Genomic DNA, 24,686 nt, shown 5'->3' on the forward strand with positions numbered 1-24,686 from the left:
CTCGACACCATGCCCGTCATCCTCCAAGGCCCCGCGCTGCTCGATCGCTTCCAGGCCCTGGACGGCTTCCTGCTTGAACACCAGGATCTCTGGCGGCCCCGTCCGTTCCAGTATCTGCAGCTGCCCTGGGAAACCTCCTACCCGGAACTCGCCCAGTGGCTGCGCCAGCGCACCCTGGAAGACGCCGAGGCTGCCCACAACCACCCGGAACACCTCCAGGCACCCGCCCCCTTCGGCGAATTGGCCGCGCGCTCCGGGGCCCTGTCTGCCGTGGCCGAATGGTCCGGCCAGGCATTGCCGCCCCTGCGCCAGCGCCTCAGTGTCGACGTCCCCGGGCGCAAATGGCAGCAGATCGAAGCCTTCGCCGGCCGCCTGCACTTCACCCGGGCAACCGAGCACTGGCTCGACTGGTGTTCGGGCAAGGGCCACCTGGGGCGGCGCCTGCTGCAGCCCGGGCAACAACTGACCTGCCTGGAATACGATCCGGCGCTGGTGACCAGCGGCGCGCAGCTGAGCCAGCACCACGGCCTGCCTGCCCGGCACCTGCACCAGGATGTACTGGCCGCCGACGCCGACCGCCACCTCGATGCCCGACACACCCCAGTGGCCCTGCACGCCTGCGGCGACCTGCATGTGCGCCTGATCCAGCTGGCCAGCCAGAACGGCTGCCAACAACTGGCCATTGCCCCTTGTTGCTACAACCGCACCAGCGCCAGCCACTATCAGGGGTTATCCACAGCGGCCCAGGCATCACACCTGCAACTGTCCCTGGAGGACCTGGCCCTGCCCATGAGCGAAACCGTCACCGCCGGCGCCCGGGTGCGGCGCCAGCGCGACAGCTCCATGGCCCGCCGCCTGGCTTTCGACCTGCTGCAGCGGCAAGTGCGCGGGGTCGATGAATACCTGTCTACCCCGTCGCTGCCCAGCCACTGGCTGGACAAGCCCTTCGCCGACTACTGCCGCGACCTTGCCGCGCTCAAGGAGTTATCCACAGTGGGCCAGCCAGACTGGCCGGCACTGGAAGCCGCCGGCTGGCAGCGCCTGGCCCAGGTGCGCAACCTGGAACTGCTGCGCGGCCTGTTCCGCCGGCCATTGGAACTGTGGCTGGTGCTGGACCGGGCATTGTTTCTGCAACAGCAGGGCTACCAGGTACGCCTGGGCACCTTCTGCCCTGCGCACCTGACCCCGCGCAATCTGCTGCTTCTGGCGGAGCGTTGAGAGCCTGCGACGGCCTGTCGCGACCTGTGGATAAGTCTGTTGATGGAATTCAATGAAAGCCCATGAAAGCCTGGCCTGGAGCCAAAAACATAGGCTGGTCATTTTTTGTTCACAAAATAAACCGTCGAAAAAACAGCCAGTTGCGCAAAAAATGAGAAACGGTCCACAAAACCGGTCCATCCAGGCCCTGGCAACCCATCCGTTGTGCATAAAGCCTTGGGCAAAGGGCATAAACAATGCGCTGTTCAGTCTATGTCGCGCAGCTTATGCCCTACCCCGTAGCCCTCAACTGTCCTTGATCAAGCCCTTGAACAACCCTCTGAGCAACTGGTTTCCGGAGTCGACCAAATGGTTGTCATCGAAGTACAGCGGCACACCATCCTGGGAGCCCATGCAACGGCCATTGGGACACAGATAAGGCGTGGGATCGAGGATCTGGGCGTTGCACGCTTGAGCGGCCACTTCAATGGCCTGGATCGCCAGGTGATTGCGGCGCTGGTAGTCCTCAAGAGAGGTGCTGATGTCAGAGGTCCGCCCAAAGATACGAGTATGCAGATTCAGGCCTTTGTAGACGCTGAAAGGCATCTCGGGAATAGGCTTGACGATGTAGACAGGGTGATCCTGGGCAATCGAACACACGGTTCGTGTGTACTCGGCCATGTAATCGCGAGCAAAGGCTGCCTGGTCCTGACGCTCATTGCCATTGAAGAACGCTCGGTAGCTATTGTCCCGATTGGTATCGGAATACATCGCGGCGCGACTGAAGAGAATGACCGGCACACCGTGATACTCCTCTTTCAGGCGCGTCAGGAACTCATTGTTAAACCCCAGGCACTGGCTCTGCTGCTTCTTGTCCCGCATCTCAAAGTGCTGAAGGGTTGGACAGCCGCCACGCGCCCAGGATATCGCCGCCTGCTTGTTCTCCAACTGCACCGCAGCACCGGTGGACTGAGCATGACTATCGCCAAAGAGAATGACCGAGACCCTGCCGGAGCCAAACTTGCAGGTGGCGGCACTGTAGTCATTGGGACTGCACTCTTGGGTGTAAAGCTTGCTCGTATATTGCGGCTGGCCCAGATCGACAAATGCAAATCGGACTTGAGGATAGTCTTTGACCACGGACGCGGTAATCGCCGAAACAGCAACTACCGCGACAGTAACACCGGCATATTTGAACAGTGTGTTTCGCGCTGAAGTGCTCTTACTGACTTTCGACTCCACCAGATAATAAGAGAACGCGCCCAACACAAAAGAAAGAACAATGGCGAACACAACCGCTTCCCACTGAATCAACAGCCCGCAGGTGTACAGAAACACCACAATTGGCCAGTGCCACAAGTAAGTTGAATAAGAAGTGCTCCCAAAAAACTGCAAGAACTTATTATTACTGAATAACGACTGGGTATTGCCGTAGATCACCAATACTGTCCCGAGCACAGGTACCAGGGCCAGGTAGCCTGGCCATAGATCACCCTCGGAGAAACCCAGGACACTGCCCAGAATCAACCCCAGACCCAGTAGCTCGAACACTTGCCCATGGCGTTTGCTCAGATGCAGCGGGAACAGGAATACCAGGCCGCCAGCGATCATTTCCCAGGCCCGGGTGGGCAACATATAGAAGGCAAAGACTGGATGGGTCTGGGTAACGATGGCAGAGGCCACCAGAGAAGCGGCAGCGCTGAACAGCAGCACCCACTTGGCTTTCTGCAAACTTAGGTACTTGCCGATGGCCATCAACAGCAACGGATAGATCAGATAGAACTGCCACTCCACAGACAACGACCAGGTATGCAGCAACCAGTTTTCGTGCAAGGGGGCATCAAAGTAGTTACCGCTCTTGGCGAAGTCGAAGTTGGAACTGAACAGCAAACTGCTCTTGATGGTTCTGATGGTGTCGCGATAGTCATCCAGAGGCAGAAATATAAAACCGAAGGCCAACAGCGCCAGACACAGTATCGCCAGAGCAGGAATGATCCGACGCGCCCTGGCAGCATAGAATCCGACCAAGGAGAAACGCTGCTCCCGTAGCCCGGAAAAGATAATTCCAGTCATCAAGTAGCCGGAAATTACAAAAAAGATATCGACCCCGGCAAAGCCTCCAGAAAACCCTGAAACTTTGAAGTGGAACAACACAACTGAAATAACGGCTATTGCCCGTAAGGCATTTATATTCTTTCTGAACTGCATCTGCCAATCCGTGATCAGGTCCTTCGTTCGCGGTCGGCATGGTATCCGAGAAGACACAATAGGACTACGAAAGATAAATAAATCGGCAGCTCATGTATGAGCTGCCTCGACCTTCATCCTTCATCCCGACGCAAACTGACGCGCCTACTCATCCGCTCGCGCCGGGATCCACCATTCTTCGCCCCGGGCGGTACTGATGTACTCCGGCCAACGGAAATCGTGGGGCACCTTGAAGTCCTCGGGCAGCAGTGGCGCCTGCCAGCGAGTGCCGCCGATACCGCCACCGGTGCGCTCCACGAACTCGGCCTTGGCCGCACTCAACAGGGCTTCGTCGGTCAGCAGGTCCACCAGGGTCGCGGCAATGGTCTTGGCCGCCACTTCGATCATCGGGTCGATGGTCTGGCGGATGCCGCCCAGGGCGTTGGACACCCAGTCCGGATAGACCGTGCCAGCTGGCGCGCTGAGCATCGGCCGGGCCACCAGCAGGCGCACGGTGGGGCAGTGCCAGGTGTATTCCGGGTAGTCATCGGAGGTCAGGTAGTTCTGCCAGGCGGGCATTTGCAGGCGCATCTGGCGCTCGCATTCCTGGGGTTCGATCAAGGCTTCGGTGGCCGGCAGAAATGGCCGTTCCATGGCTTCGAGGCCAAGGTTGCGCTGGATTTCCCGAGCGATCTCCCGGGCTTCTTCGTCCCACTGTGGAGCGCCCACCGCCGCCAGGTTGTCGTAGGTGGCCTGGGCCATGACGTGGTTGGGCAGGCCGCCCCGGGACTTGCACACCCAGGTCTTTTTCCAGCGGCAGCCGGTGGCCATGGCCGCCGCTGCGGCGTTGTTGTCCATGACCTGGGAGATGGTCTCGGCCTGCTCGATGGAATCGCAGCGCAGCAGGTACTGGATCTGCGACAGGTGCGGCGGCAGGTTGTCCGCGGTGGCCTGGCCGGCGGTGAGAATCGCCTCGTTGTAGCTCCACAGGCCGGTGAACGGCAGGGTCGAACGGCGCAGGCTTTCGTTCAGGGTGTAGAAATGCACCAGGGCGTCGTTGGCCCCCGGCGCCCGGGCCGCCAGATGGTTCTGCGGGATCGGGCTGTAGCGATCGGCGGCGATCCAGTTCTGCGGATCCTCGCAGGTAAAGCTGTAGATGTAGGCGTAGGCGATGCCGCAGTGGGTGTCCCAGGTGGTGGTGTTGTTCAGCGGCAGCATGTAGGTGGGGTGAAAGCTGATGGCGGCATCCAGGTCATCGTAGTAGCCCTTGGCGGCGTGGACCGGCTTGGAGGCGCGGAGCTTTTCCGCCGGCTCGCCGAAGAACCTGATGCTGCCCTGCAGGCCGAATTCCACCATGGTCGCCTTGGCCGCCAGGGCCCCGCCGAGGGCGCTGATGCCCAGGGCCGAGTGCGGGTCGGTGTGCCCCGGAGCGAAGCGCGACAGGCCATCGCGCGGCTGCTTGCGCGTAGTGGCCGCCTGGCAGTTGCCGGGCACCGCGTCGTATTCGCCGTAGGTGGCCAGCAGCGGTCCCTGGCCCTGGGTGAAGGTGGCGCAGAAGGCCGTGGGCATGCCGCCGCTGGCACGCTCGACGGTGAAGCCCTCGGCTTCCAGCAGTTGCACGTACCAGGCGCTGGACTTGTATTCACGAAAGGCCGGCTCGGCGTAATGCCAGATGATCTGGTGCCAGTCCGACAGTTGCTGGCGGTGGCGTTCAACCCAATCAATGGCGAATTCTTTGTAACGGGACATCCGCGGCACTCCTGGTTATCCAGGTTCCGGCCGGCCGGCGCCAGGGCGCCACAGCGCCCCCACTCGGCCTGCGGGACCTCTTGTTGTTATTAGGCTTGTCCGGTCGGCTAAAGGCCGGATCGAGGCTCAGTATTGGTGAAGCGCCGATTACATCAATCGAATTTTTTAGGCGGCAATGTCAAAGTAAATTGACCAGTTTGCCGAGAGGTCGGCCCATACTGCGCCGCACTATGTGCGGAATACGAACGCCGTCGAACACAGGTTCCCTTGACCCGGAGGTTGTATGCGCTACCCCTCGATCACCGCCCTGCGCGCCCTCGACGCGGTCGCCCGGCTGGGCAGCGTCACTGCTGCCGCCCAGCAACTGAGCCTGACCCGCAGCGCCATCAGCCACCAGATCATCAGCCTGGAACAGAGCCTGGGTTTTGCCCTCACCGAACGGGTTGGGCGCGGCATCGGCCTGACCTACCAGGGCCAGTGCTATGCCCGGGAGGTGCGGCGCATCCTGGCCGACATCCAGGACGCCGGGAGGCGTTTCGACGGCCTGTCGGTGTCCGGAAAACTGCGCATCAGCTGCAACCCGGGGTTCGCCAGTTTCTGGCTGTGCAATCACATCAACGGTTTCCTGCGCCAGTACCCCCAGGTGCAGTTGCAGGTGGTCAGCCCGCGCTCCCAGGACGACACCAGCGATGCCGAAGCCGACCTGTTCATCGCCTATGGCATCGGCGACTGGCCGGGGCTGCTGGTGGAGCAGATCGTTACCCTGCGCTTCTCGCCGGTGTGCAGCCCGCGCCTGATCAATGCCATCGGCGGCCTGAAGACCCCACTGGACCTCAAGGACTTCCCGCTGATCCACATGAGCGACACCAGCGACTGGCGGGTCTGGCTGGCAGCGGCGGGCGCCAGCCAGGTCAACGCCGACAGCGGCATCACCTTCTCCGATGCGCACTGTGCCCAGTCGGCCTGCATCGCCGCCCAGGGCGTGGCGATTGGCGACAACCTGCTCAGTGGCGACGCCCTGGCCCGGGGCCTGCTGGTGCGCCCGTTCGACATCAGCATCAGCGCCTTGCGCGGCTACTTCCTGGTGATCGACCCGGCCAAGGCCGAGCGCTCGGTGGTCCAGGCCTTCAGCGCCTGGTTGAAGAACCAGTTGCAGACCAGCGCCCAGCACATCTCGGACGCCCCCTCCGGCGAACCCTGAGGCGCTCGCGACTGGGAAATTTCACTCACCAATGAGACAAAAATTATTCCATTGATGTGGCGTTGCTTTTCACAATAATGAGCCGACCGCCTGCTGTTCCGACAATAAAAATTCCATAGCGCAGGCCGGCTTTGCGGGAGATCTCCGTAGTGTCCAGCAGTCCCTCGACTCAACTCAGCGCCCAAGGAATCAGCCAGTTCTACGGCAACTTCACTGCCCTGGACGGCATCGACCTCGACGTTCGCCAAGGCGAATTCCTCACCCTGCTCGGCCCCTCGGGCTCAGGCAAGACCACCCTGTTGATGATCCTCGCGGGCTTCCTCACCCCCAGCGCCGGCAAGCTGCTGGAGCGCGGTGTGGACATCAGCCGGCGGCCGGCGGAAAAACGCAACTACGGCATGGTGTTCCAGGGCTACGCGCTGTTTCCCCACATGAGCGTGGCCGACAACGTCGCCTACCCGTTGCGCATCCGAGGCGTGAAAGCCGAGGAGCGCCAGCGCCGGGTCAAGCACATCCTCGAAGTGGTGGGCCTGGGCGCCCACCTGAACAAGAAGCCGTCCGAACTTTCCGGTGGCCAGCAACAGCGCGTCGCCATCGCCCGGGCCCTGGTGTTCGAGCCGGACATGCTGCTGCTGGACGAGCCGCTCTCGGCCCTGGACAAGAACCTGCGCGAGCAACTGCAGACCGAGCTGCAACGCATTCATCGCCAGGTCGGCACCAGCTTCGTCTTCGTCACCCATGACCAGGGTGAAGCCCTGGCGCTGTCGACCCGCATCGCCATCTTCGACCAGGGGCGGTTGGCACAGATCGACACCCCGGAAACCATCTACGACCGCCCGCGCAACCGCTTCGTCGCCGAGTTCCTGGGCAAGATGAACCTGTTCCCGCTGCAAGGCATTTCCCGCAACGGCAGCCAGGCCAGCGGACGCTTTGGCGACAGCCCGCTGCAGGCCACCACGTCCGGGGAAATCAGCAGCCAGCCGCAATTGCTGGCGGTACGCCCGGAACACATGACCCTGCACACCGAGCGCCCGCAAGCCGGCGAGCACAACGTGCTGCCCGCCTGCCTCGGCGAGCGGGTGTACCAGGGCTCCAGCACCCACCTGGCGCTGAACATCAGCCCGGAACTGGCACCGGTGAACCTCTCGGTGCCCGGCGACCACCCCGGCGCCCGATTGCCCAGCGGCACCCCGGTGTGGCTGAGCTGGCCGGTACGCCACAGCTTCCTGCTGGAAGCCTGAGCCGGCCGCTCCCCCATCGCGCACAGCTCTCCCATAACAATAATCGGCCGGCGCGCCCTGCACCGGCCTCGCGAGGACTTGCCCCATGAGCCAGCACCATCAACGCGACTGCATTGAAATCCTCATCGAAAAAGCCCGCGGCGGGCAGGTCAGCCGCCGCACCTTCCTCCAGGCCATGGGCCTGCTGGCGGCGGTGCCCCTGGCATTGCGCAGCGGTATCAGCTGGGCCGCCGACAAGCCCCTGGTGGTGGTCAACTGGGGCGGCGACGCACTCAATGCCTTTCGCAGCGCCTGGACCGACAGCTTCACCAAGAGCACCGGCATCCCGGTGCGCATCGACGGCGCCGGCCCCACCGAAGGGGCCATCCGTTCGCAGCTGGCCAGCGGCCGGCCGAGCTGGGACGTGGTCGACGTGGACAGCTATAGCGCCATGACCCTGGGCCGCGACAAGGTCCTGCAACCCCTGGACTACAGCGTGGTGCAGCGGGACCTGGTGGCGCCGTCGCTGTCCCACGAGCACGGCATCGCCGGCTACCTGTTCAGCTACGTGATCGCCTGGGACAGCCAGAAGTTCGGCGACACCGGCCCCAAGGACTGGGCGGATTTCTGGAACGTGGAGAAATTCCCCGGCAAGCGCACCCTCTACAAGTGGATGAACGGCATGCTCGAAGCCGCGCTGCTGGCCGATGGCGTGGCCGCCGAGCAGTTGTACCCGCTGGACGTGCCCCGCGCCTTGCGCAAGATCGATGAGCTCAAGCCCCATGTCCTGTCGTTCTGGGGGTCGGGTGCGGAAAGCCAGCAGTTGATGATCGAAGGCGAAGCCTCCATGGGCGCCATCTGGCACACCCGCGCCACCCTGCTCCACGAAGACAGCGGCGGCCGCATCAAGTGGGGCTTCGACCATGCCTTCCTCAACGCCAGCAGCTGGGGCGTGCTCAAGGACAACCCCGCGGGCACCGCACCGGCCATGCAGTTCATCCAGCACGCCTTGCAGCCGGCCGGGCAACTGAAGCTGTTCGAGGCCCTGGGCAACGGCCCGTCCAACGCCGCCACCCAGCAACTGATGAGCGCCGAACAGCGGGAGATCAACTGCGCCTCCGAAGCCAACATGAAGAAGCAGATCTTCCTCGACACCCAGTGGTACGCCGACCACTACTCCAGCACCCTGGAGCAGTACCTGACCCACCTGTCCAAATGAGCCGCCAACCATGAGTGCAACCCGAACCGCACGCCTGGAACGCAGCCTGCTGCTGTTCCCGCTGCCGCTGCTGCTGGTGGTGTTCTATCTGTTGCCGTTCTTCGGCGTGGTGAGCTGGAGCTTCACCCTGCCGGAGACGGGCTTGGGGCAGTACCAGCGCATCGCAACCGACCCGGCGATCCACGACATGCTCCTGCGCACCCTGCGCCTGTGCCTGACCGTGAGCCTCTTGGCCCTGGTGATCGGCTACCTGCTGGCCTACTGCTGGGTGTTCAGCCCGCCGTTCTGGCAACGCATGGTGGAGATCTGCGTGTTCATCCCGTTCTGGATCTCGGTGCTGGTGCGGGCCTTCGGCTGGCTGATCGCCCTGCGCAGCAACGGCGTGGTCAACGACAGCCTGCTGTCCCTGGGCTGGATCGATCACCCCTTGCAACTGACCCGCAACGAACTGGGGGTGGTGATCGGCATGCTGCACTTCATGATCCCCTATGCCCTGTTCCCGCTGCTGTCGAGCATGCGCCAGCTGGATCAACGGGTGCTGCTGGCCTCACGCGGCCTGGGGGCCGGCGCCCTGCGCACCTTCTGGCAGGTGCTGCTGCCGCAGACCCTGCCGGGGCTGCTGGGGGCCTTCATCATGGTCTTCGTGTTCTGCCTGGGCTTCTTCATCACCCCGGTGCTGCTAGGCGGTGGGCAGACGGTGATGATTGCCGAATACGTGTTCCTGCAGATGTTCCAGACCAGCAACTGGGGCCTGGGCGCGGCCCTGAGCCTGGTGCTGCTGACCCTGGTCAGCGCGCTGATCTGGCTGCTGATGCGCATCACCCGTGTCAATCGACTGGTGGGTTGAGGTCACTATGAATACACATCGCACTGCCCTGAGTACCCGGCTGATCGCCGTGGTCGCCATGGCCTTCATGCTGTTCCCGCTGCTGACGGTGATCCCGGTTTCCTTCACCGCCAAACGCTACCTGTCGATGCCCGACGGCCACTGGTCGCTGCGCCACTACGAGGCGCTGTTGAGCAACCCCGACTGGCTGTCGAGCATCGGCCAGAGCCTGGCCATCGCCAGCGCCACCAGCCTGATCGCCACCCTGCTGGCGGTGAGTTTCAGCCTCGGCATCTGGTACCTGCGTTCGCGCCTGGCAACCCTGCTGATCGGCCTGGTGCTGCTGCCCATGGCCATTCCGCCGGTGATCTCGGCGCTGGTGCTGTACTTCATGGAAACCAACCTCGGGCGCATCGCCCCGGGCTGGGGCTACGACACCCTGCCCGGGGTGGTGATCGCCCATGTGGTGATGGTGGTGCCCTACGGCGTGGTGACCATGCTGGTGGCGCTGAGCCAGGTGGACCGGCGCATCGAACTGGCCTCGCGCAACCTGGGGGCGAGCCTGATGCAGACCACCTTCCTGGTGATGTTGCCGAACCTCAAGCTGGGGATCTTCTCCACCGCGCTGCTGAGCTTTGCCCTGTCCTGGGAGGAAGTGGCGGTGACCCTGTTCATCACCAGTGTCGACGTCAACACCCTGCCGCGGCGGATCTGGAGCGGCCTGCGCGATAACGTCGACCCCAGCGTGGCGGCGATCTCGGTGCTGCTGATCGGCCTGACCCTGCTGGTACTCATGGGCCGCCTGGCCTTGCAGTACGCCGCCCAGCGCCGCGCCCGCTCCTAGCGCCTGTGGCGAGGGAGCTTGCTCCCTCGCCACAGGGCCCACCCTACTCCCTGGCTATTCGCTTCCGAGCTGACCGAAGTCATCCCTCACTCCCCGCGTTTTATCCGATAGTGCCCCGCTCGCCCACCCGGTTGCCCAGGCTCTTCTAGACTCAATGGGTGGTCGTAGATGGAACCGAACAAGTCGCTTTCGTGCAGATGAACCAGAAGCAGCGTGTCAAGCTGCCCTTTATGCCCTGAACAGGTGCGGCAACGACCGCGCCGGGTACAACAAGATGCCCATTCAGGGTGCATGGCCAACGGCCTGAAACGCCGCGCTACCGTGACGTGGCAACCAGCGCCGCAGCCGACACTTTCGGACAGCCGACAACCACCAGGTGTGTCCGTGACCGTGAGGAATGCTGTATGCCTGATGAAACACTGCACCTGCCTCTGATCCACCGCCTGCTGGAGCGCCACAAAGACTCCCCGGGCGCGCTGCTGCCGATCCTCCACCAGATCCAGGAAGAGCTCGGCTACATCCCCGATCCCGCCATCCCGGAAATAGCCCACAGCCTCAACCTGAGCCAGGCCGAAGTTCGCGGGGTAATCAGCTTCTACCATGACTTTCGCAGCGCACCGCCGGCGCGGCACATCCTGCGCCTGTGCCGCGCCGAATCCTGCCAGAGCCGCGGCGCCGAGCAACTGGCGGCGCAACTGCGCGAGCGCCTGCAACTGGACGACCACGGCAGCAGCGCCGACGGCAACATCAGCCTGCGGCCGGTGTATTGCCTGGGGGCCTGCGCCTGCTCGCCAGCCCTGGAGCTGGATGGCCAGCTGCATGCACGCCTGAGCGCCGAGCGCCTGGACGCGCTGCTCGACAGCTGCCGGGAGGACGCGTGATGCCCAGCCTCTACCTGCCCTGTGATTCCCTGGCCCGCGCCGTGGGCGCCGATGAGGTGGCCAAGGCCATCGCCACCCAGGCCGAACAGCGCCAGCTGCCGCTGCAACTGCAACGCACCAGCTCCCGTGGCCTGTACTGGCTGGAGCCGCTGCTGGAAGTCGACACCCCGGACGGGCGCCTGGGCTTCGGCCCGGTGGGCGCCGCCGACGTACCGGCGCTGCTGGACGCCCTGCAAGGCGATGCCGCCAGCCATCCCCTGGCCCTGGGCCGGGTCGAAGACCTGCCCTACCTGAAGAACCAGCAACGCCTGCTGTTCGCCCGCGCCGGCATTACCCGGCCGCTGTCCCTGGCCGATTACCGGGCCCACGGCGGCTTCGAGGGCCTGACCCGCTCCATCGCCCTGGGCGGCGAGCAGACCGTGGCCGCGGTGCTCGATTCCGGCCTGCGCGGCCGTGGCGGCGCGGCCTTCCCCGCCGGGATCAAATGGCGCACGGTGCGCGACACGCCGCAGCAGCAGAAGTACGTGGTGTGCAACGCCGACGAAGGCGACTCCGGCACCTTCGCCGACCGCATGCTGATGGAGGGCGACCCGTTCCTGCTGATCGAAGGCATGGCCATTGCCGGCATCGCAGTCGGCGCCAGCTACGGCTATATCTACGTGCGCTCGGAATATCCCCAGGCGGTGGCCACCCTGCGCGAAGCCCTGGACATCGCCCGGGATGCCGGTTATCTCGGGGCCAATGCCGGCGGTAGCGGCCAGGCCTTCGACATGGAGGTGCGGGTCGGTGCCGGGGCCTATATCTGCGGCGAGGAAACCGCTCTGCTGGACTCCCTGGAAGGCAAGCGCGGCATCGTCCGCGCCAAGCCGCCGATCCCGGCGCTGCAAGGCCTGTTCGGCCAGCCGACCCTGGTGCACAACGTGCTGACCCTGGCCTCGGTACCGCTGATCCTGGCCAAGGGCGCGCCGTTCTATCGCGACTACGGCATGGGCCGGTCCCTGGGCACCATGCCCTTCCAACTGGCGGGCAACGTGCGCCATGGCGGCCTGGTGGAGCGGGCCTTCGGCCTGACCCTGCGCGAGCTGGTGGAAGGCTATGGCGGCGGCACCGCCAGTGGCCGGCCACTGAAGGCGGCGCAAGTCGGTGGCCCCCTGGGCGCCTGGGTACCGCCTTCGCAGTTCGATACGCCGCTGGATTACGAAGCCTTCGCCGCCATGGGTGCGATGCTCGGCCACGGTGGCGTGGTGGTGGCCGACGACAGCCTGGACCTGGCCCACATGGCGCGCTTCGCCCTGCAGTTCTGCGCCGAGGAATCCTGCGGCAAATGCACCCCGTGCCGCATCGGCTCGACCCGCGGCGTGGAGGTCATCGATCGCCTGCTGGCCGCTCCCGATCAAGGCCGCCGCGATGAGCAGGCGCTGATCCTCAAGGACCTGTGCGACACCCTGCAATACGGCTCGCTGTGCGCCCTGGGCGGGATGACCTCCTACCCGGTGGCCAGCGCCCTGAAGCACTTCCCCGCCGACTTCGGTCTGGCGCCCTCGGAGGCCGAGCAATGATCACTCTTTTCGACCCAGCCACAGATATCGATCTCAATGCCGTGGACTTCGGCACCCCGGCCCGCGACAGCCAGGTGCAGGTCAGCCTGAACATCGACGGGCGCAGCATCAGCGTGCCCCAGGGCACCTCGGTGATGCGCGCCGCGGCCCTGATGGGCACCACCATTCCCAAACTCTGCGCCACCGACAGCCTGGAAGCCTTCGGTTCGTGCCGCATGTGCCTGGTGGAGATCGACGGCATGCGCGGCTACCCGGCCTCCTGCACCACCCCGGTCAGCGAAGGCATGGTGGTGCATACGCAAACGCCGAAACTGGCGACCCTGCGCCGCAACGTGATGGAGCTGTACATCTCCGACCACCCCCTGGACTGCCTGACCTGCTCGGCCAACGGCAACTGCGAACTGCAGACCGTCGCCGGCCAGGTGGGCCTGCGGGAAGTGCGCTACGGCTATGACGGCGCCAACCACCTGCAGGATCAGAAAGACACCTCCAACCCTTACTTCGACTACGACCCGAGCAAGTGCATCGTCTGCAACCGCTGCGTGCGCGCCTGCGAGGAAACCCAGGGCACCTTCGCCCTGACCATCAGCGGCCGCGGCTTCGAATCCCGGGTTGCGGCGGCCGGTGGCGACAACTTCCTGGACTCCGAATGCGTGTCCTGCGGCGCCTGCGTGCAGGCCTGCCCCACCGCCACCCTGATGGAAAAGAGCGTGGTGCAGATGGGCCAGCCGGAGCGGGCGGTGATCACCACCTGCGCCTACTGCGGCGTGGGTTGCTCGTTCCGCGCCGAGATGAAGGGCGACCAGCTGGTGCGCATGGTTCCGGACAAGAACGGCCAGGCCAACCACGGCCACTCCTGCGTCAAGGGCCGCTTCGCCTGGGGCTACGCCACCCACCCGGACCGCATCACCAAGCCGATGATTCGCAAGCACATCAGCGACCCGTGGCAGGAAGTCAGCTGGGACGAAGCAGTGACCTACGCCGCCAGCGAACTGCGGCGCATCCAGTTCAAGTACGGCCGCGACTCCATCGGCGGCATCACCTCCAGCCGGTGCACCAACGAGGAAACCTACCTGGTGCAGAAGCTGGTGCGGGCGGCCTTCGGCAACAACAACGTCGACACCTGCGCCCGGGTCTGCCACTCGCCCACCGGCTACGGCCTCAAGCAGACCCTGGGAGAATCCGCCGGGACCCAGAGCTTCGACTCGGTGATGCAGGCCGACGTAATCCTGGTGATGGGCGCCAACCCCAGCGACGCGCACCCGGTGTTCGGTTCCCAGCTCAAACGGCGCCTGCGTGAAGGGGCCAAGCTGATCGTCATCGACCCGCGGCGCATCGACCTGGTGGACTCGGTGCACGCCCGCGCCGAGCTGCACCTGGCCCTGCGCCCGGGCACCAACGTGGCCATGCTCAATGCCCTGGCTCATGTGATAGTCACTGAAGGGCTGGTCGACCAGGAGTTCGTCAGCGCCCGCTGCGAGCCCGAGGCCTTCGCCCTGTGGAGCGCCTTCGTCAGCCGCGCGGACAACTCGCCGGAAGTGCTCGGCGCCATCTGCGGCGTGCCCGCCGCCGATATCCGTGCCGCTGCCCGCCTCTACGCCACTGGCGGCAACGCGGCGATCTACTACGGCCTGGGGGTCACTGAGCACAGCCAGGGCAGCACCTCGGTCATGGGCATCGCCAACCTGGCCATGGCCACCGGCAACATCGGCCGCGAAGGGGTGGGCGTGAACCCGCTGCGAGGGCAGAACAACGTCCAGGGTTCCTGCGACATGGGCTCCTTCCCCCACGAGCTGCCGGGCTATCGGCACATCTCCAACCAGGTGGTGCGCCAGCAGTTCGAGCAGGCCTGGAACGTCACCCTGCAGGCCGATCCCGGGCTGCGCATTCCCAACATGTTCGAAGCAGCCCTGGGCGGCAGCTTCAAGGGCCTGTACTGCCAGGGCGAGGACATCGCCCAGAGCGACCCCAACACCCAGCACGTGACCGCGGCCCTGTCGGCCATGGAATGCGTGGTGGTGCAGGACATCTTCCTCAACGAAACCGCCAAGTTCGCCCACGTGTTCCTGCCGGGCAGCTCGTTCCTGGAAAAGGACGGCACCTTCACCAACGCCGAACGGCGCATCTCCCGGGTGCGCAAGGTCATGGAACCGCTGGGCGGCAAGGCCGACTGGGAAGGCACCCTGGCCCTGGCCGCGGCCCTGGGCTACCCGATGCACTACAGCCATCCCTCGGAAATCATGGATGAGATCGCCCGCCTGACCCCGACCTTCACCGGCGTCAGCTACGCCAGCCTGGACCGCCACGGCAGCCTGCAATGGCCGTGCAACGACGCCGCGCCGGACGGCACGCCGACCATGCACATCGACGAGTTCGTGCGTGGCAAGGGGCGCTTCATGCTCACCGGCTACGTGCCCACCGACGAGAAGGTCAACGGTCGCTACCCGCTGCTGCTGACCACCGGCCGCATCCTCAGCCAGTACAACGTCGGCGCCCAGACCCGGCGTACCGACAACGTCGCCTGGCACGCCGAGGACCGACTGGAAATCCACCCCACCGATGCCGAGAGCCGGGGCATCAACGAAGGCGATTGGGTGGGCATCGGCAGCCGCGCCGGGCAGACCGTGCTGCGGGCCCGGGTCACCGAGCGGGTGGCACCGGGGGTGGTCTACACCACCTTCCACTTCCCCGAGTCGGGGGCCAACGTGATCACCACCGACAACTCCGACTGGGCCACCAACTGTCCGGAATACAAGGTCACCGCGGTGGAAGTCAGCCGCGTCTACCACCCTTCCGAATGGCAGAAGCGCTACCAGGCATTCAGCGAAGAGCAGCATCGCCTGCTGGACAAGCGTGGCCGCTCCCGGGGCGGCAAGGCGGAGGTGCGCCGATGAGCACCGCCAACCTGATCAAGATGGCCAACCAGATCGCCTCGTACTTCGCCAATGAGCCGGACCAGGTACAGGCCGTGCTCAGCGTGCGCAACCACATGCAGATGTTCTGGACCCCAGGCATGCGCAAGGAACTGCTGGCCTGGCAAACCGAGCAGCAAGGGGCCGAACTGCATCCACTCGTGCAGCAGGCGGTGCGCGACGCGGGCTGGGAGGCCTAGACCAGCCCTCACCCCCGGCCTGCTACCCCAGGCCGGGGCTACCCTCCAACGGCTCAGCTACCCGGGCACTTGCTGTCCACCGGCGGCTTGGCCTGGACCGCCATCGGCATGACCGCTCCCGGCTTGCCCAGGGGCAACAACTGGTACACCGCAAAGGCACACATGGCTGCGGTTTCGCCGTTCGCCTGGGGGATGTAGTTCAGGCCGACATAGGCCTCGTAACTCTTGCCCGGCTCGAACAGCACCACCTTCCTCACCTCGGGGCAGGTGCTGTAGGTGCTGCCATAGCCACCCGCCGCCACGCCCCCGCCTTCCAGCAGGAAAGGCCGGCCCGCCGGTACCCGGTACTCGGTGGCGATCTCGTTGTAGGCGCCCTCGCCCCTGCGGATTGCCCCTGCGTAGGCCGGCAGTTTCGGCGCGAACCTGGGCAGCATGTCGATCTGCCGGGGCTGCACCGGGAACTGCGGGTAGTTGATGTTGGCCTGTTGATCGCTGCCGAAACGCCCGGCCTTGGCCAGGCGCTTGCTGTCCCCCAGGCACCCGGCATAGGCGTCCCCGCGCACCTCGCCGTTGGTGATCACCCGCAACTGCGCGGTCGGCACGCTCAGGGGCGGTTCCGAATAGGGCTGTACCGGTTTGACACTGCAAGCGCTGAGCAACGCCAACGCGGCCAGCAGGGTGGGAGTTGCGAGATTCATCACTGAAGTTTCCTTTGACTGAGGCGGCCACCGGGCCCGCACAGGCTATCGGCCGAGTGCCCGCAGCCTTCACTGCCACCCGGGCACTTTCCACAAAACACAAGCCAGCTTGTGCCCGCCGGGATGTACCCGGCAACCCCTGCCACCTACGCTGCCCCGACCTGCCTTCAACAACAAAAACAAAAGGAAGCGACGGTTATGGCACTCGATTATCTGGTAATGGCGATCTACGTCCTGCTGATGGCCGGCCTCGGCTGGTGGGGCATGCGCAAAGTGAAAAGCCAGGATGACTTTCTGGTGGCCGGGCGCCGCCTGGGCCCGGCCCTGTACCTGGGCACGCTGTCGGCGGTGATGCTCGGCGGCGCTTCCACCATAGGCTCGGTGCGCCTGGGCTACAGCTACGGCATTTCCGGGCTGTGGCTGGTGTTCATGCTGGGTCTGGGGATCATCGTGCTGAGCCTGGTGTTCTCCCGGCAGATCGCCCAGTTGCGGGTCTTTACCGTGACCCAGATCCTGGAGCAGCGCTATCAGGCGTCCTCGCGGCTGATCGGTGGCTGCGTGATGGTGGCCTACGACCTGATGGTGGCGGTGACCGCCACCATCGCCATCGGCTCGATCACCGAAGTGGTGTTCGAGATCCCGCGGATCACAGCGATCCTCTGCGGCGGCGGCCTGGTGATCTTCTACTCGGTGATCGGCGGCATGTGGTCGCTGACCCTCACCGACATCATCCAGTTCGTGATCATGACCCTGGGGATCTTCGGCGTCCTGCTGCCCATGAGCCTGGGCCAGGCCGGCGGCCTGGAAGCCTTGCAGGCCAACCTGCCGGCGGGCTTCTTCGAGCTGGGCAATATCGGCCTGGACACCATCCTCACCTACTTCCTGCTGTACTTCTTCGGCGCCCTGATCGGCCAGGACATCTGGCAGCGTCTGTTCACCGCCCGCAGTGAAAGCGTGGTGCGCTACGCCGGGCTCGGCGCCGGGATCTACTGCATGTTCTATGGCGCCGCCTGCGCCCTGGTGGGGGCCGCCGCCAAGCTGCTGTTGCCGGACCTGGCGGTGGCGGAAAACGCCTTCGCCGAAGTCACCCGCAGCGTGTTGCCCGCCGGCCTGCGCGGCTTGGTGGTGGCCGCTGCCCTGGCCGCCATCATGTCTACCGCCAGCGCCTGCCTGCTGGCGTCGGCCACGGTGCTCAAGGAAGACATCTACAGCCGCTTCCTTACCCGGGGCGGGGAAAACCACCTGGCCAGCAGCCGCTGGATCACCCTCGGGCTGGGCGCGGCGATGCTGTTGATGGCGTGCCTGGTGAACGACGTGATCGCCGGGCTGAGCATCGCCTATAACCTGCTGGTGGGCGGCCTGCTGGTGCCGATTATGGGCGCGCTGCTGTGGCGCCGCGCCTCGGCCAGGGGCGCCATCGCCTGCATGCTCACCGGCAGCCTGACGGTGATCGCATTCATGGTCCGCGACGGCATTCTCGCCAACACCCCGATCTACTACGGGCTCGGGGTCAGCCTGCTGACCTTTGTCGGCGTTAGCCTGACAAGCCGGGCGGCACCGGCACTGCGCAGCGCCACCGAATAAATCCTTCACAGCGAACAAGGAACCCCGCCATGTCCAAGCCCTTTCCCCAACCCGTGGATGCCGCCCTGGTCCCACGCTTCGCCGGCATTCCAAGCTTCATGCGCCTGCCGCTGTTCAACGACCCGGCCCAGGTGCAGATCGCCCTGGTGGGCGTGCCCTGGGACGGCGGCACCACCAACCGTGCCGGTGCCCGCCACGGCCCGCGGGAGGTGCGCAACCAGTCGAGCCTGATGCGCAAGGTGCACCATGTCAGCCGCATCGCCCCCTATGACCTGGTCCGGGTCGGTGACCTGGGTGATGCACCGGTGAACCCCATCGACCTGCTGGATTCGCTGAAACAGATCGAAGGTTTCTTCAGCCAATTGCACCAGGCCGGCGCCGTGCCCCTGGCGGTGGGTGGCGACCACCTGGTGACCCTGCCGATCTTCCGCGCCCTGGCCCGCCACCGCCCCATCGGCATGGTGCACTTCGATGCCCACTCCGACACCAACGACCGCTACTTCGGCGACAACCTCTACACCCACGGCACGCCCTTTCGCCGCGCCATCGAAGAAGGCCTGCTGGACCCCAAGCGCACGGTGCAGATCGGCATTCGCGGTTCGATCTACAGCGCCGACGACGAGGCTTTCGCCCGGGACTGCGGGATTCGCGTGATCCACATGGAAGAGTTCGCCGACATCGGCGTCGAAGCCACCCTGGCCGAAGCCCGGCGCGTGGTGGGCGACGGCCCGACCTACATCAGCTTCGACGTCGACGTGCTCGACCCGGCCTTCGCCCCCGGCACCGGCACCCCGGAGATCGGCGGCATGACCACCCTCCAGGCCCAGCAGATGATCCGCGGCCTGCGCGGCCTGAACCTGGTCGGCGCCGACGTGGTGGAAGTCTCGCCGCCCTTCGACGTCGGCGGCGCCACCGCCCTGGTGGGCGCGACCCTGATGTTCGAGTTGCTGTGCATCCTCGCCGAATCGATAGCGCAAGGCTCCTGAGGAGGGCCAGCCAATCGTTTGCCAGCGAACACGGCCCTGAGCGCTTCGCAAAAATAGTCAGATTTCAGGGGTTTACAGAAGCCCGCCAATCGCTATAATCGTCGCCCTGACACGCCGGTATAGCTCAGTTGGTAGAGCAACTGACTTGTAATCAGTAGGTCCCGGGTTCGACTCCTGGTGCCGGCACCATACAAAACAAAGCCCTCGCAGCGATGCGAGGGCTTTGTTGTTTCCAGGGTCAAACAATCCTCTCCCGATGCCTTCAGCACCTTGCTGGACCCGGTATCGCCGCGCTTCAGCCCCCTTACCCTTCTTCGCAAGTCCCACAAGCACAATGTCCTTCGTGTTTAATGCACATCGCCAGCACGACTCCGGCAGGTGTTTTGCGCTAGTGTTTCCTGCGGACTCGGACGTTCCTCACGTGCACGGCCTTTGAACCAGGTGCAAACGCTCATGACCCATGCAACGCCCTCCATCAAACTCAGCACGCTTCAGCAAATAGCGCCCTACCTGAGCATGCGCGGGGTGTCGCCGCTGGAGTTCTTCCGGCGTTACGGGATTTCCCCGCAGGTTTTTCAATACCCGGATGCCTGGGTGCCGCGAGCGACCTGTTTTCACATCGCCAATGAAATGGCCGCGGTCGCACAGGACCCCTTCGCGGGTGCAACGGTGGGGCACCTGATCGAAGTACGCTCACTCGGCGCCTGGGGCGGGTTGATCCTGGGTTCAACCAACCTTGCCCAGGCGTGCGCAGTGGCAGCGATCCATACGGACTTACTGCATCAAGGAAGTGACGTAAGAATCGTTACCGAAGGCCGTACGACGAAGCTGATCCAGCAATTCACCGGGCAGCACGGGGCTGATCCGAAACAGGTCATTCTCGGCACTCTGGCGCTGCTGAGGAAAGTGCCGCTCATGTCCGGCGAGCCTTGCGCCATACGGGTGCATCTGCAAAACCCGCGGGAGCGAGGAGATGAGGCGCTGGAGGAGTACCTGGGGCCGAATCTGCACATGAACGCGAAGCACAACATGATCGAATTCGACCGTGAGCTGCTCGACACCCCACTGCAACCTGCCCGGGATGACGCCTGGAAAGTCACCGAGGCCTTGAAGTCGACCGCGCAAGCCGCCGGTGTGCTGATCGAAAGGATCGCGGATCAGGATCGATCCAAACTTACCGCTATTTCAAGAAACATCGGCTTGTCTTCCCGAACGCTACAGCGTCGCCTCAAGTACTGCGGCATCGACTTCGAAGACCTGCGTGACGAAACCCGTCGCAGCGAAGCACTGCAATTGATTGCCAGCGGCAAATACACCGCGACCGAGATTGCCTACATGGTGGGCTACAGTGATCAGGCGCACTTTACCCGAGCCTTCAAGCGCTGGACCGGAAGTTCGCCGTCGCGCTACCGCTCGCTCTTGAAAGATGATCGTTAACCTCTTCGCCTGACCCTCCCGCCCCACTATCGGGCGCCTTCAAATAACCCACTTCGCGGTACTTGCCTGGTGTGCTTTTGGCACCAAATGGCAAGTTTCCAGCAGGGTGTTCTTATAAAGTCTGAAAAGGTAATGCCCACTTAAAAGAGCTAGAGGTTTACATGCCCGATTCATCCACGGCCTGCATCGTCGCCCTGACGCTGGCCACTTTTGCCAGTGCACACGCTCAGTCATCCGCTGATGCGACGGTGCGGGTAAATGTCGATAACTTTGCTCGCGCCGAGTCCGACCTCTACATGGGCAAGAGTGTGAAGAGTGGAGGCTTGGGGCGGTTTGTTCACAGCCGCGAAGCGGTTGCCATCGACGCTCAGGATGTCATCCGCATGAACAGGGACACGCTTTACTCGTCAGCGGTGTTCGATCTCGATGCCGGCCCGGTGACTGTCACCTTGCCTGAAGCCGGTGAGAGGTTCATGTCGATGCAAGTGGTCAACGAAGATCACTACGTGCCGGCAGTCATTTATGGGCCCGGTCCCCATACGCTGGCGAAAGAGGACATCGGCACACGCTATGTATTTGTCGCTATCCGCCTGTTCTTCGACCCCACGGATCGCAAAGACCTCGAGCAGGTGCATGCGCTGCAGGACGCCATCCAGGTCAGCCAGGCCAGGCACGGGGAGTTCGTGGTTCCGAAGTGGGATCAGGCGAGCCAGAAAAAAGTGCGTGATGCCCTGGCTGTTCTGGGTTCGACCCTTCCCGACTACAACCAGTCCTTTGGCCCGAAAGGCAGGGTCGATCCGGTGCGCCACCTGATCGGAACCGCTACGGGCTGGGGCGGCAACCCGAGCAGGGACGCCATCTACCTCGGAGCAGTATTGCCGCACAACGATGGAAAAACCGTCTACCGGCTCAAGGTTGAACAGGTACCGGTCAAGAGTTTCTGGTCTGTGAGTGTTTACAACGCCGACGGGTACTTTCAGAAAAACCCCTATGACGCCTACTCGCTGAACAACCTCACTGCCAAGAAAAGTGCCGATGGTTCAATTGTCATCCAGTTCGGGGGTTGCGAGGCCAAGGTCGTCAATTGCCTGGTTACGACACCCGGCTGGAACTACACCGTCAGGCTCTATCGACCGAGTAACGAAATACTCAGTGGCCAATGGCGTTTTCCAACGCCCGAGCCCGTCGATTTGTAGATTCGATTATTCGAGCAAGTGCAAGTTTGTCGAAACGACGGACTCCTGCCATCGGTACTTGTAAACGCACTGGGGCGATCCATGAGGCCAGCGCTTGCGCCGGGGGTTTACCGGCCTGCACTCGCCTCGGATACCAGCACCTGCAAGTTGAATATTGGTGATCAACTCAGCAATGGCTCTGCACTACAGAGTTCACACCCAAGGAAATGAACAATGACACTCAAGGATCATTCACATTCTTTCAGGTCTCCCGTGGTGTTCTCCCTAGGTGCAGCCCTTGCATTGATGCTGGTGCCGCCTGCCCAGGCTGCCCCGGCCGATTCAGGCGGCACGCCATCGGTAACGGTAGGCGGCGGCTTGGCTGTTGGCCCGTTGTACCAGGGCTCTTCCCACTACGCCGCCTTCCCGTCACTGAAGCTCAAGGCGGTCATGCCGACCCAGGACTGGGGCACCTTTACCGCAGCCTTTCCGGAAGGGCTGCGATGGGATCTGCCGGGGCTGGCGCCTTTCGGCGTGGCCCTGCTGGTGGGTTATGACCCGGGGCGCAAGGAACGCATTCACACCCTGGACGGCCGTGATGACTACCTGCGGGGCATGGGCAACCTGGACAGCACCGCCCTGGTGGGGGCGGAAGCATACTGGGTCCTGCCCGCCGGCCGCTTGTTCGTACGCGGCCTGCAATCGAGCCAGAGGCGCAATTACGGTGGCGAAAGCCTGGGCCGTACGACGTACCTGGAAGCCGGGGTCGCCACCACCTACCCGCTGTCTTCGACCTTGACCCTGGACTCGACGCTGTACGGCACCTGGAGCAACGAGAACGACATGATGGCCCGCTTTGGCGTCACCGCCCAGCAAGCCGCACGCACCCGGTTCGATGAATACCACCCCGGTGGCGGGATGCGCGACGTGACCTTGAAGCTGGGCCTGACCTGGCAATGGCAGCCACAGCTGGCGCTGGAAGGTGGCATCAAGACCTACGCCCTGGTCTCCGACGCCCGTGACAGCCCGCTGACGGGGGAAAAGGTCGGTGCCGGAGCCTATCTGGACGCCTTGTACCGGTTCTGATCAGCCGTGGTCATGGATAGAAAAGAGAACGCACGATGAAAAAAATACCTGAACCCTTCGCGGTGACACTGTCCCTGGCCGGCCTGCTCTGGTCGGCATGGGCGCCGGCCGAGGACGCCGCCACGAAGGTCACCGACCCGCACTTCAAGCTGGCGCCAGGCTACCTTGAACCGGCTGACTTGCCTGTACGCCTGGCATTGCTCGGGGCCCCGCCAAAACCGGGCTCCGCGGCCCTCGCGCGGGATGAAGAAGCACGGCGTGCGGCGCTGGCGCTGCGTGGCTCGAGCCGGGAGAAACTCGCGGCAACCGATGCAGAACTGTCATTCCCCGGCCCGGCGAAAACCTTCTCTTGCGCGCTGGGCACGCAGATCAGCGAAAAGAGCACCCCCCATCTCTATACCTTGATGCAGCGCACCCTGACCGATGCGGGGGGCTCCACCTACGCCGGAAAGAATGCCTACAACCGTACTCGCCCCTTCGTGGTGCATGACGAAGGCACGTGCCGCAAGGACATGGAGCCACTGCTGCGCACGGATGGCTCCTGGCCCTCCGGCCACTCCGCAGCGGGCTGGGCCTGGGGCCTGGTCCTGGCCGAGATCAGCCCGGCCCGCGCCACCGAACTGATGACCCGTGGCCTGGCATACGGCCAGAGCCGGGTCATCTGCGATGCCCACTGGCAGAGCGACGTGGACGCTGGCCGCATCATGGGGGCCGCGACGGTCGCCAGCCTGCATGGCAATCCGGCATTCCTCGCCGATCTGGCGGCCGCGAAGGAGGAGGTCAAGGCGGCGCAGCAGGCCGGCCTGAAGCCTGCCGAGGACTGCGCAGCCGAAAGCGTGGCCCTTGGGCTGACCCAGCACTGATCGGAGAAACAGCATGATCCACCGTGACCATCCGCACTCACCGTTGCTGCACCGGCGTACCCGCCTGGCGCTGCTGCTGGGCGCCTTGACGACCGCCGGAACCAGCCTGCCGCCCGTGGCCATGGCGGCAGACGACGATGGCTGGCGGTTCAACGGCGGCCCGTACGTGTGGGGCGCCGGGATCCGCGGGCACGTAGGCCACCGCAGCACAGGGACCCAGTTCATCAAGTCCGACTTCTCGGACATCGCGCGCAGTGTCGACATGTCGGTGATGCTGATGGGCGAAGCGCGGCGCGGCCCCTACAGCGTGCTCGCCGACCTGATGTACATCGACACCGACACCCGCAACCGGCTGCCAGCCGGAGCGCTGGCGTCCAAGCTTGAGGTGCAGAGCAAGACCGCCTCGGGTTTCCTGGGGGGCGGCTACCAGGTGCTGGGGGATGACGATCATCGCCTGGACATCGCCGGCGGCGTGCGCGTCTGGTACAGCAGCACCAGCATCACCCTGCACGGTGGGCCGGCGGGGGGCCTGTCGGGCTCGGACAAGGCCACCTGGGCCGACGCGATGGCGGGGTTGCGCGGGCACTACGCCATGAACGAGCGGTTCTGGCTCTCCGCCTGGGGCATGGCGGGCGCCGGGCAGTCCCGGGAAGACTGGGACCTGGCCGCACTGGCGGGCTGGGAGTTCCTGCCGGGCTTTTCGGCGGTGGCCGGCTACCGGGCCATGGGGGTCGATTATCGCCATGACGGGTTTGTCTACGACATCGTCCAGAAGGGCCCGCTGCTGGGTATCAGTGGGCGCTTCTGAGCCTTGTATCGCAAGGCTCCCCCCAGGCATGCGCTTCATGCTCCAATAGCCGCC

20 protein-coding genes and 1 tRNA gene are annotated in these 24,686 nt (G+C 64.3%); 18 read left to right on the forward strand and 3 right to left on the reverse strand.

Annotated features, from left to right (window positions below; genetic code table 11):
* Positions 1 to 9: 9 nt before the first annotated feature.
* Positions 10 to 1,218, forward strand: coding sequence for a methyltransferase (locus AC1RCO_RS22460; protein ID WP_065364816.1), 1,209 nt, complete (start codon positions 10 to 12; stop codon positions 1,216 to 1,218).
* A gap of 285 nt (positions 1,219 to 1,503) precedes the next feature.
* On the opposite strand, the gene AC1RCO_RS22465 is transcribed toward AC1RCO_RS22460, so the two are convergent.
* Both AC1RCO_RS22465 and AC1RCO_RS22470 read right to left on the reverse strand, forming a co-directional pair.
* Complete coding sequence (locus AC1RCO_RS22465; RefSeq protein WP_065364815.1) at positions 1,504 to 3,405, reverse strand: acyltransferase family protein; 1,902 nt, start codon at positions 3,403 to 3,405, stop codon at positions 1,504 to 1,506.
* Positions 3,406 to 3,549: 144 nt separating this feature from the next.
* On the reverse strand, positions 3,550 to 5,133 hold the full coding sequence (locus tag AC1RCO_RS22470) for a zinc-binding metallopeptidase family protein (RefSeq protein WP_065364814.1): 1,584 nt from the start codon (positions 5,131 to 5,133) through the stop codon (positions 3,550 to 3,552).
* 283 nt (positions 5,134 to 5,416) lie between these two features.
* On the opposite strand from AC1RCO_RS22470, the gene AC1RCO_RS22475 reads away from it, so the two are divergent.
* The 9 genes from AC1RCO_RS22475 (at position 5,417) to AC1RCO_RS22515 (ending at position 15,995) form a co-directional block, all read left to right on the forward strand.
* Entirely contained in the window at positions 5,417 to 6,334 is a 918-nt protein-coding gene (locus tag AC1RCO_RS22475; protein ID WP_011058712.1) for a LysR substrate-binding domain-containing protein, read from the forward strand.
* Between the two features lie 149 nt (positions 6,335 to 6,483).
* On the forward strand, positions 6,484 to 7,575 hold the full coding sequence (locus AC1RCO_RS22480; protein WP_492618055.1) for an ABC transporter ATP-binding protein: 1,092 nt from the start codon (positions 6,484 to 6,486) through the stop codon (positions 7,573 to 7,575).
* Between the two features lie 85 nt (positions 7,576 to 7,660).
* Positions 7,661 to 8,773 (forward strand): ABC transporter substrate-binding protein, encoded by a 1,113-nt coding sequence (locus tag AC1RCO_RS22485; protein WP_019093896.1) that lies wholly within the window; start codon positions 7,661 to 7,663, stop codon positions 8,771 to 8,773.
* A 10-nt stretch (positions 8,774 to 8,783) separates the two neighbouring features.
* On the forward strand, positions 8,784 to 9,620 hold the full coding sequence (locus tag AC1RCO_RS22490; RefSeq protein WP_047283525.1) for an ABC transporter permease: 837 nt from the start codon (positions 8,784 to 8,786) through the stop codon (positions 9,618 to 9,620).
* A gap of 7 nt (positions 9,621 to 9,627) precedes the next feature.
* Positions 9,628 to 10,443, forward strand: a complete 816-nt coding sequence (locus AC1RCO_RS22495) for an ABC transporter permease (RefSeq protein ID WP_019093897.1) — start codon at positions 9,628 to 9,630, stop codon at positions 10,441 to 10,443.
* A 404-nt stretch (positions 10,444 to 10,847) separates the two neighbouring features.
* Positions 10,848 to 11,324 (forward strand): formate dehydrogenase subunit gamma, encoded by a 477-nt coding sequence (locus AC1RCO_RS22500; protein WP_011058708.1) that lies wholly within the window; start codon positions 10,848 to 10,850, stop codon positions 11,322 to 11,324.
* Entirely contained in the window at positions 11,324 to 12,883 is a 1,560-nt protein-coding gene (locus AC1RCO_RS22505) for a formate dehydrogenase beta subunit (RefSeq protein ID WP_492618056.1), read from the forward strand. Before AC1RCO_RS22500 ends, AC1RCO_RS22505 begins: the two co-directional genes overlap by 1 nt.
* Positions 12,880 to 15,777 (forward strand): formate dehydrogenase subunit alpha, encoded by a 2,898-nt coding sequence (fdhF, locus tag AC1RCO_RS22510; protein WP_072452121.1) that lies wholly within the window; start codon positions 12,880 to 12,882, stop codon positions 15,775 to 15,777. Before AC1RCO_RS22505 ends, fdhF begins: the two co-directional genes overlap by 4 nt.
* The gene (locus tag AC1RCO_RS22515; protein ID WP_011058705.1) at positions 15,774 to 15,995 is read left to right on the forward strand and encodes a formate dehydrogenase subunit delta; all 222 of its coding nucleotides are present in this window, start codon (positions 15,774 to 15,776) and stop codon (positions 15,993 to 15,995) included. Before fdhF ends, AC1RCO_RS22515 begins: the two co-directional genes overlap by 4 nt.
* A gap of 53 nt (positions 15,996 to 16,048) precedes the next feature.
* Here AC1RCO_RS22515 and AC1RCO_RS22520 read toward each other — a convergent pair whose 3' ends face one another.
* The gene (locus AC1RCO_RS22520) at positions 16,049 to 16,693 is read right to left on the reverse strand and encodes an amidase (protein ID WP_065364809.1); all 645 of its coding nucleotides are present in this window, start codon (positions 16,691 to 16,693) and stop codon (positions 16,049 to 16,051) included.
* Between the two features lie 198 nt (positions 16,694 to 16,891).
* Here AC1RCO_RS22520 and AC1RCO_RS22525 point away from each other — a divergent pair, with 198 nt between their 5' ends.
* The 8 genes from AC1RCO_RS22525 (at position 16,892) to AC1RCO_RS22560 (ending at position 24,632) form a co-directional block, all read left to right on the forward strand.
* Positions 16,892 to 18,277 carry a sodium:solute symporter family protein gene (locus tag AC1RCO_RS22525; RefSeq protein WP_053148563.1) on the forward strand — a complete coding sequence of 462 codons (1,386 nt, stop codon included), beginning with the start codon at positions 16,892 to 16,894 and terminating at the stop codon, positions 18,275 to 18,277.
* Positions 18,278 to 18,306: 29 nt separating this feature from the next.
* Positions 18,307 to 19,263: an agmatinase gene (gene speB, locus AC1RCO_RS22530; RefSeq protein WP_011058702.1), complete on the forward strand. Its 957-nt coding sequence runs from the start codon at positions 18,307 to 18,309 to the stop codon at positions 19,261 to 19,263.
* Between the two features lie 113 nt (positions 19,264 to 19,376).
* Positions 19,377 to 19,452: transfer RNA gene (locus AC1RCO_RS22535), tRNA-Thr, on the forward strand.
* Positions 19,453 to 19,716: 264 nt separating this feature from the next.
* Entirely contained in the window at positions 19,717 to 20,700 is a 984-nt protein-coding gene (locus tag AC1RCO_RS22540; protein ID WP_011058701.1) for a helix-turn-helix domain-containing protein, read from the forward strand.
* A gap of 161 nt (positions 20,701 to 20,861) precedes the next feature.
* Complete coding sequence (locus AC1RCO_RS22545; RefSeq protein WP_011058700.1) at positions 20,862 to 21,896, forward strand: DUF1254 domain-containing protein; 1,035 nt, start codon at positions 20,862 to 20,864, stop codon at positions 21,894 to 21,896.
* 213 nt (positions 21,897 to 22,109) lie between these two features.
* Entirely contained in the window at positions 22,110 to 22,961 is an 852-nt protein-coding gene (locus AC1RCO_RS22550; protein WP_342403516.1) for a MipA/OmpV family protein, read from the forward strand.
* A 35-nt stretch (positions 22,962 to 22,996) separates the two neighbouring features.
* Positions 22,997 to 23,824, forward strand: a complete 828-nt coding sequence (locus tag AC1RCO_RS22555) for an acid phosphatase (RefSeq protein WP_492618057.1) — start codon at positions 22,997 to 22,999, stop codon at positions 23,822 to 23,824.
* A gap of 13 nt (positions 23,825 to 23,837) precedes the next feature.
* A complete protein-coding gene (locus AC1RCO_RS22560) occupies positions 23,838 to 24,632 on the forward strand; it encodes a hypothetical protein (protein ID WP_492618058.1) in 795 nt (264 codons plus the stop codon).
* The last annotated feature ends 54 nt before the right edge of the window (positions 24,633 to 24,686 follow it).

Source organism: Pseudomonas sp. GW823-FHT03E05, from assembly GCF_058796855.1.

What these genes read in the sequence shown, in the direction of transcription:
- AC1RCO_RS22495 (WP_019093897.1), top strand. Translation starts at nt 9,628, where the DNA reads ATGAATACACATCGCACTGCCCTGAGTACCCGGCTGATCGCCGTGGTC.
- AC1RCO_RS22475 (WP_011058712.1), top strand. Translation starts at nt 5,417, where the DNA reads ATGCGCTACCCCTCGATCACCGCCCTGCGCGCCCTCGACGCGGTCGCC.
- AC1RCO_RS22465 (WP_065364815.1), bottom strand. Translation starts at nt 3,405, where the DNA reads ATGCAGTTCAGAAAGAATATAAATGCCTTACGGGCAATAGCCGTTATT.
- AC1RCO_RS22545 (WP_011058700.1), top strand. Translation starts at nt 20,862, where the DNA reads ATGCCCGATTCATCCACGGCCTGCATCGTCGCCCTGACGCTGGCCACT.
- AC1RCO_RS22520 (WP_065364809.1), bottom strand. Translation starts at nt 16,693, where the DNA reads ATGAATCTCGCAACTCCCACCCTGCTGGCCGCGTTGGCGTTGCTCAGC.
- AC1RCO_RS22490 (WP_047283525.1), top strand. Translation starts at nt 8,784, where the DNA reads ATGAGTGCAACCCGAACCGCACGCCTGGAACGCAGCCTGCTGCTGTTC.
- AC1RCO_RS22485 (WP_019093896.1), top strand. Translation starts at nt 7,661, where the DNA reads ATGAGCCAGCACCATCAACGCGACTGCATTGAAATCCTCATCGAAAAA.
- AC1RCO_RS22560 (WP_492618058.1), top strand. Translation starts at nt 23,838, where the DNA reads ATGATCCACCGTGACCATCCGCACTCACCGTTGCTGCACCGGCGTACC.
- speB (WP_011058702.1), top strand. Translation starts at nt 18,307, where the DNA reads ATGTCCAAGCCCTTTCCCCAACCCGTGGATGCCGCCCTGGTCCCACGC.
- AC1RCO_RS22540 (WP_011058701.1), top strand. Translation starts at nt 19,717, where the DNA reads ATGACCCATGCAACGCCCTCCATCAAACTCAGCACGCTTCAGCAAATA.
- AC1RCO_RS22555 (WP_492618057.1), top strand. Translation starts at nt 22,997, where the DNA reads ATGAAAAAAATACCTGAACCCTTCGCGGTGACACTGTCCCTGGCCGGC.
- AC1RCO_RS22515 (WP_011058705.1), top strand. Translation starts at nt 15,774, where the DNA reads ATGAGCACCGCCAACCTGATCAAGATGGCCAACCAGATCGCCTCGTAC.
- AC1RCO_RS22550 (WP_342403516.1), top strand. Translation starts at nt 22,110, where the DNA reads ATGACACTCAAGGATCATTCACATTCTTTCAGGTCTCCCGTGGTGTTC.
- AC1RCO_RS22525 (WP_053148563.1), top strand. Translation starts at nt 16,892, where the DNA reads ATGGCACTCGATTATCTGGTAATGGCGATCTACGTCCTGCTGATGGCC.
- fdhF (WP_072452121.1), top strand. Translation starts at nt 12,880, where the DNA reads ATGATCACTCTTTTCGACCCAGCCACAGATATCGATCTCAATGCCGTG.
- AC1RCO_RS22500 (WP_011058708.1), top strand. Translation starts at nt 10,848, where the DNA reads ATGCCTGATGAAACACTGCACCTGCCTCTGATCCACCGCCTGCTGGAG.
- AC1RCO_RS22505 (WP_492618056.1), top strand. Translation starts at nt 11,324, where the DNA reads ATGCCCAGCCTCTACCTGCCCTGTGATTCCCTGGCCCGCGCCGTGGGC.
- AC1RCO_RS22470 (WP_065364814.1), bottom strand. Translation starts at nt 5,133, where the DNA reads ATGTCCCGTTACAAAGAATTCGCCATTGATTGGGTTGAACGCCACCGC.
- AC1RCO_RS22460 (WP_065364816.1), top strand. Translation starts at nt 10, where the DNA reads ATGCCCGTCATCCTCCAAGGCCCCGCGCTGCTCGATCGCTTCCAGGCC.